The organism is Kaistella sp., assembly GCF_032060305.1.
GTDB lineage: Bacteria > Bacteroidota > Bacteroidia > Flavobacteriales > Weeksellaceae > Kaistella > Kaistella yananensis.
Map to the genome: position 1 here is coordinate 1 of NZ_DAMBHK010000100.1, position 6,184 is coordinate 6,184.

Below are 6,184 nucleotides of genomic sequence, written 5' to 3' on the forward strand. Positions count from 1 at the left end.
TTTTAAAAGGTTAATAAAAACAAAGTTACTAAAACGGCGAATGGGAAAAGCTACCGGAGGTTTAGTTCAACTTAGTCTTGCTAGCTTTGTAGCTACTGTTGCAAAGCTAGCAAGACTAAGTAAAAGATGCAAATGTCTAGCAATTTGTCACAAATATTTACTAAATTTGTGACAAATAATTTTCAAAAAGTGACGCAAAATACTCATAGTCAAATAGAAAACAAGATAAGGAAGTCTTCAAAGGGAAAAATATTTTTCGCAGAAGATTTTCAAAAATTTGGCACTTCGGAAAATATCCGCCAAGTCCTTCGTCGATTGGAAGAGCAAGGGGTTATCGTTCGCCTGGCTCATGGAATTTATTTAAACCCAAAAAAGGATGAGCTTTTAGGAATTGTTTATCCAAGTATAGAACAGATTGCTAAAGAGATTGCCAAACGAGATAAAGCCAGGATTGCACCTACGGGGGTTATGGCAATGTATCTTCTGGGACTTTCCACTCAAATTCCTTTGCACGCTATATATTTAACCGATGGTGCGCAACGGGAAATCAACATAGGGAAAAGCAAAATTAAGTTCAAGAAAACTTCTCCGAGAAATTTGGCTGTAAAAGATGGCCTGCTGCAACTTATCATTCAGGCATATAAAATTACAGGCGAGAAAAATATTTCACAAGCTTTTGAAGAAAAACTTATCCCATATATCAAGAAATTAGACGAAAATATATTGAATTCTCAGTTGAAATTTGCACCAGTTTGGATTCAGAAAAGAATTAAAAATATAAACCTATCATAAAATGTGGCATCAACAACTTACTAAGGAACAACGGATTGAAACTTTAAATCGGTTAGGCTTATCTACCGGTTATGCGCCATTTGCAATAGAAAAGGATTGGTGGGTTTGTATGGTGTTACGCGCCGTTTTTCAGTCAAAATATAAGGATCAGATTATTTTTAAGGGTGGAACTTCTTTAAGCAAAGCGTATCAAATTATCGAACGCTTTTCCGAAGATGTTGATTTGATTATTGATAGAAATTTATTGGGGTTTTCTGCGGAGCCCGGCACAATAACACAAATGAAGAAACTGCGTAAAACTGCGGGGAAGTTTGTGATATCGGATTTTAGAGAAGAATTAGAATGCCAGTTGAAGAACTTGGGTATTTCTCCAAACGATTACGAAATCAAATATTCAGAAATTGTGGACGATTTAAGTGATCCTAATCACTTAGAGTTGGTTTATAAAAGTGTAATGCCTCAAGAAAGTTATGTTCAACAAAAGGTATTGATTGAAATGGGCGCAAGAGTAATGACCGAACCTTCCGAGAGAAAAATGGTTCAGTCATTTATTGAAGATTATTACCAAGAAGCTCCATTTTCGCTACCGCCATTTGAAGTATTGGTTACCGTGCCGACAAAAACTTTTTTGGAAAAAATTCTTTTGCTTCATGAAGAGTTCTCAAAACCGAAAGATCGAATTAGAAGTGAGAGGATGAGTCGGCATTTGTTCGATTTGTATCAACTTTATTATACCGATTATGGTAAAAATGCTTTAGCAGATGATGAGCTTTTTGAGAAGATTGTGGTATTTAGAGAAAAAATGAATCGTTCCAAATGGATTAATTATGAAAATCACAAAAAGGGATTTATCAATATTATACCTCCTAAAGAAGTGATTAAAGAATGGGAAAACGATTATAAAATTATGCAAAGCAATATGATTGTAGGGGAAAGTCCAAGCTTTGAAATTTTAATTCAAACAATGGAAGAAATTATGAAGATATTAAATAATGATTAGATTATAGGACGAGGAATGTTCGATAAAATCACAACTTCAATGTCATTGAATACCAGTTTCGTTGAACAGAAAGTAAAATCCCTATTTAATAACATCCTCAATAATCTTATCCAGTTTTGCATCAGGTAAAGAATTGAGATAAGACATGGTAGAATTAATGTCCTTATGTCCCAATGCTTCACGGATGATTTCAATTGAAACATTATTAAACTTGAGAGCAGTTGCAAAGGAATGCCTTGCGCAATAGTAAGTAATGTTTTTGCTGATTTTTAGTTTTGACATCATCGTTTTCAGATAAGGATTTACATACACCTGTAAATATTTGGCGGACTTGTTTTTTACATAGGCTACTTCCGTATTGTTGTCCTTCAGAATTCTGAATATCAGTTTAGATTCAGGCTCCGACTGGTACCGTTCAATAATTTCCTTGGAAATCTCGGTAAGTTTAAATCGTACAGCAACGCCGGTTTTAGTCCGCAGATAACTAACCGTATCATTGTAGATGCCATTCTTTTCCAATTTTAACACATCTATAAAATTGATTCCGCGCCCGTAACAGCTGAAGAGAAACATGTCCTTGGCAAATTGTTCGTACTCGTTTGCAGGTTCGTAATTGACAAGTTTGCCGATTTCTTCCTGCGTGAGAAATTCCTTTTTGCTCGTGCTTTTTACACTTGATATTTTATATTCTTTAAACGGGTATTGAGATTCCTTAATAATTTTAGACTTTATCGCCATGTTGAAAATATAGCGGATCGTGCGCAGTCTCATTCCAATCGTAGCTGGTTTGTTTCCCTTCAAAACGCAATAATTCTCATATTTCTTTAGACATTGGAAAGAAAGCTCATTAAACCCAATATCTTTTTTGCCAAGAAAAGTTTGTAGCGATTGCAGCGTCTGCTTTTCAATTTTAGCAGAACCTAATTTGTCCAGAGATTTAAGATTTTCGGTGTTTTCAGAAATAAATTCGGTAAAAGTTTTTGTCTTTCCTTTTCCCTTAAAGTTTTTTATGCGGTCAATTAAATCAGGTAGGGTGTACTGGATATTCTCATCCTCCAAATCATCGATGATTTTTTGGATAATCACTTTATATTTTTCAATAAAAGTGTTGATTTTTTGGTATTCCGGATGACTCTTTTTTACCCGTTCTGTTTCAAAACTCCATTGTTCTTCTTTACACGATTTCTGAATTGATAAGCTGGTATTTTTGCGGTCTTTAATAAACAGCGCAACGATACTTTTTTCACCATTGGCTTTTGAACCATTTTTGAGAGTAAATTGAAAAGTAGTCATGATTTTATCTTAAATTTTTGACGAACATTTGACGAACATTTGACGAACATTTATGTTGTAAAAGTAAGATAAAATAAAATAATCTGAAAATTAAAACGGTGTAAAATATTGATAATCAGAGAGAAATAAAGTATTATAAATTAAACTAAAAATATAATAAAACATAAAAAAAGTGACTCATAATCAGCAAGTCCTTGGTTCGAGCCCAAGCTGGGCCACTTCAAATTCCGCAACGGGTGTTGCGGAATTTTTTTGCCCATTGAACAGAAAGTGTGTGCACAATATCCTCTGTGTAGGAAAATGGTAGCGAGCAGTAGGCGATCAGTGTGACCACTTTTTTAACTGATTCTTTTCTTACTGGTGGCTTTTACCCATTCGCTTTTTTTACACTTGGGACAGACGAGCGATGATGCTGAAGTTTTATAGTCGGTGTAGGCGCAGAAAATACATGAGTAATGGCCGGCTGCATCAATTCTTTTCAGGGGGTTGTTCAAGGAGTCGGGCATTACAGAAAGTCCGGGTTTGATTTCTTCGTCTGCATAATAAAAGACGCTTAATTCGCCTGAAGTCTCTTCAATGGCGGTCTCCACCTGGCCGAGGTGAGAAATACCCTTCAACCTGAGTTCAGCAAAGAATTCGTCGCTTCCGAGATTTTCTTTTTTAAAGTTTTCCAGGACAAAAACACCGTCCTGAATAAGGCATACCGGTTTTCCTTCCAGCAGATTTTCGACTTTTTTAGATTTTCCCACGATGTAGGTGAGTGCCGCGTAGAGCAGAATAATAATGAGAAAAACGAGCATCGTGAAAGCAAGTCCGACCTCTTTATAAAACATGGGATCGCCGGCTGCAGAACCCAGACCGAGGATCACCACCAGTTCAACGACCGACAGCTGCTTTACCCCACGTTTCCCCATGAACCGCAATCCGATGATGATAATCAGGAACATAATGAAAGTCCGGAGCGCAACTTCGGTGAGAAAAGACCAGTCTTCAGTGCCGAGAAACAGGGCGGACCAGTCAATGGTAATCATGTTATTCATTTTTTACTGTTTGTTCAGCTGAAGCCAAAATGATGCCTACCTGAGCACTGACCGGTCTGAATTGAACGAGGTGAAGCGTTTCCTCTGTTAAAGAATCATACTCAGCTGCACCCTCTTCCTTGCCTCATCCACTTCTGTCACCCTAACCTGAACGTGCTGATGAAGTTTCACCACCTCATTCACATCGGAGACATAGCCATTTTTCAGCTGCGAGATATGTACCAGTCCGCTTTCCTTAATCCCAAGGTCCACAAAACAGCCGAATGCCGTGATGTTGTTTACGATGCCGGGAAGGATCATTCCGGTTTTTAAATCTTTAATGCTTTTAACGCTCGGGTCAAACTCAAAGATTTTTGCAGCTTTCCTCGGATCTAAGCCGGGTTTTTCAAGTTCTTTCAGGATATCTTTAATTCCTAAAATTCCAACATTTTCTGTGACATATTTTTCAGGACTAATCAATGCAATTTTTTCTTTATTGGCGATGAGGTCGATGGTTTTAATTCCTAAATCTTTTGCCATTTTTTCAACAATTGGATAAGCTTCCGGATGTACCGCGGAATTGTCGAGCGGGTTTTTTCCATTGGCAATTCTAATGAAGGCTGCTGCCTGCTGATACGCCTTTTCACCTAATCTCGGAACTTTTTTCAGTTGTTTGCGGTCTTCAAACGCGCCGTTTTCTGCACGGTAATTCACGATGTTTTCTGCCATCTTTTCCCCGATTCCGGAGACGTAACTCAACAGGGATTTACTTGCTGTGTTGAGATTGATTCCCACTGCGTTCACACATTTCATTACGGTAGTGTCCAGCTCATTTTTAAGTAAAGTTTGGTCCACATCGTGCTGGTATTGTCCGACGCCGATGGATTTCGCATCAATCCTTACGAGTTCCGCCAACGGATCAGAGAGTCTTCTGCCGATGGAAACCGCACCACGAACGGTTACATCATAATTCGGGAACTCATCTCTTGCGATTTTACTCGCTGAGTAAACAGACGCACCCGCTTCCGACACCACGAAAACCTGTGGCGGCGTATCGAAAGCGATTTTCTTGATAAAGAATTCGGTTTCGCGGCTTGCGGTGCCATTTCCAATCGAGATCGCCTGAATATTATAGGCATTGACCATGGAGCGGATTTTCTTCATGGCCATGCTTGTTTCATTCTGTGGGGCGTGCGGATAAATGGTTTCGTTGTGCAGCAGGTCGCCTTTTTCGTCGAGACAAACTATCTTACAGCCGCTACGGTAACCCGGATCAATTGCCAGAATTCTTTTTTCTCCCAAAGGCGGAGCGAGTAAAAGCTGCCTCAGATTTTCAGAAAAGATATCAATGGCTTTAATGTCGGCTTTTTGTTTGGCTTCCTGCAAAGTTTCATTTGAAATGGCCGGTTCCAAAAGTCTTTTATAGCTGTCTTTAATGGCCAGCGCGATTTGGTCGGCACATTCGCTGTTTGATTTAATGACGGCATTTTCGATGAGGTCGAGGGCTTCGTCTTTATCAATATTGACGCTGGTTTTCACGAAACCTTCCGCTTCGGCACGCAGCATGGCCAGAAGCCGGTGGGAGGGAATACGGTTGAGGTTTTCTTCCCAGTCGAAATACTGGGAGAATTTCTGTGCGGCTTCATCCTCTTTCTTCGCTTTCACAACTTTTGAAATAATCACTGCTTTACGCTGGAAGAGCCTGCGCAGGTTTTTCCTTACATACATGTTTTCGTTGATCCACTCTGCCATGATGTCCCGTGCGCCCTGCAAAGCTTCTTCTTCCGTGGCAACCGAGTCATTGAGGTATTTGGAGGCGAGAAAATCCAGATCGCCCGCTTTCTGGCTCATGATGATTTTAGCCAACGGTTCCAGGCCTTTTTCTTTCGCGGCATCGGCTTTGGTTTTTCTGCGTTTTTTAAAAGGAAGATATAGGTCTTCAAGTTCCTGAATGTCGAAACTTGTTTCTATACGCTGTTTTAAATCTGGGGTGAGTGCATGCTGTTCCTCAATGGATTTCAGGATGCTTTCTTTCCGTTTGATGAGTTCTTCAAACTGATTGTTGAGTTTAGCGATCTGT

General features: G+C 39.2%; 5 protein-coding genes. 2 read left to right on the top strand and 3 right to left on the bottom strand.

What is annotated here, in order from left to right; translation table 11 throughout:
* The first annotated feature begins 132 nt into the window (after positions 1 to 132).
* Both V5N63_RS10895 and V5N63_RS10900 read left to right on the top strand, forming a co-directional pair.
* Positions 133 to 792, top strand: a complete 660-nt coding sequence (locus V5N63_RS10895) for a DUF6088 family protein (protein WP_332033967.1) — start codon at positions 133 to 135, stop codon at positions 790 to 792.
* A gap of 1 nt (position 793) precedes the next feature.
* Entirely contained in the window at positions 794 to 1,792 is a 999-nt protein-coding gene (locus V5N63_RS10900) for a nucleotidyl transferase AbiEii/AbiGii toxin family protein (protein WP_332033968.1), read from the top strand.
* An 81-nt stretch (positions 1,793 to 1,873) separates the two neighbouring features.
* Here the strand turns inward: V5N63_RS10900 and V5N63_RS10905 are convergent, their stop codons facing one another.
* From V5N63_RS10905 to V5N63_RS10915, 3 genes are all read right to left on the bottom strand, one after another.
* Entirely contained in the window at positions 1,874 to 3,085 is a 1,212-nt protein-coding gene (locus V5N63_RS10905; RefSeq protein ID WP_332033969.1) for a site-specific integrase, read from the bottom strand.
* A gap of 338 nt (positions 3,086 to 3,423) precedes the next feature.
* Positions 3,424 to 4,116 carry a DUF421 domain-containing protein gene (locus V5N63_RS10910; protein WP_332033970.1) on the bottom strand — a complete coding sequence of 231 codons (693 nt, stop codon included), beginning with the start codon at positions 4,114 to 4,116 and terminating at the stop codon, positions 3,424 to 3,426.
* Positions 4,117 to 4,212: 96 nt separating this feature from the next.
* Positions 4,213 to 6,184: Tex family protein (locus V5N63_RS10915; RefSeq protein WP_332033971.1), on the bottom strand; the 1,972-nt coding region annotated here is incomplete at its 5' end.

Coding starts and splice junctions, on each gene's coding strand:
- V5N63_RS10895 (WP_332033967.1), top strand. CDS start 133: ATGTCTAGCAATTTGTCACAAATATTTACTAAATTTGTGACAAATAAT.
- V5N63_RS10900 (WP_332033968.1), top strand. CDS start 794: ATGTGGCATCAACAACTTACTAAGGAACAACGGATTGAAACTTTAAAT.
- V5N63_RS10905 (WP_332033969.1), bottom strand. CDS start 3,085: ATGACTACTTTTCAATTTACTCTCAAAAATGGTTCAAAAGCCAATGGT.
- V5N63_RS10910 (WP_332033970.1), bottom strand. CDS start 4,116: ATGATTACCATTGACTGGTCCGCCCTGTTTCTCGGCACTGAAGACTGG.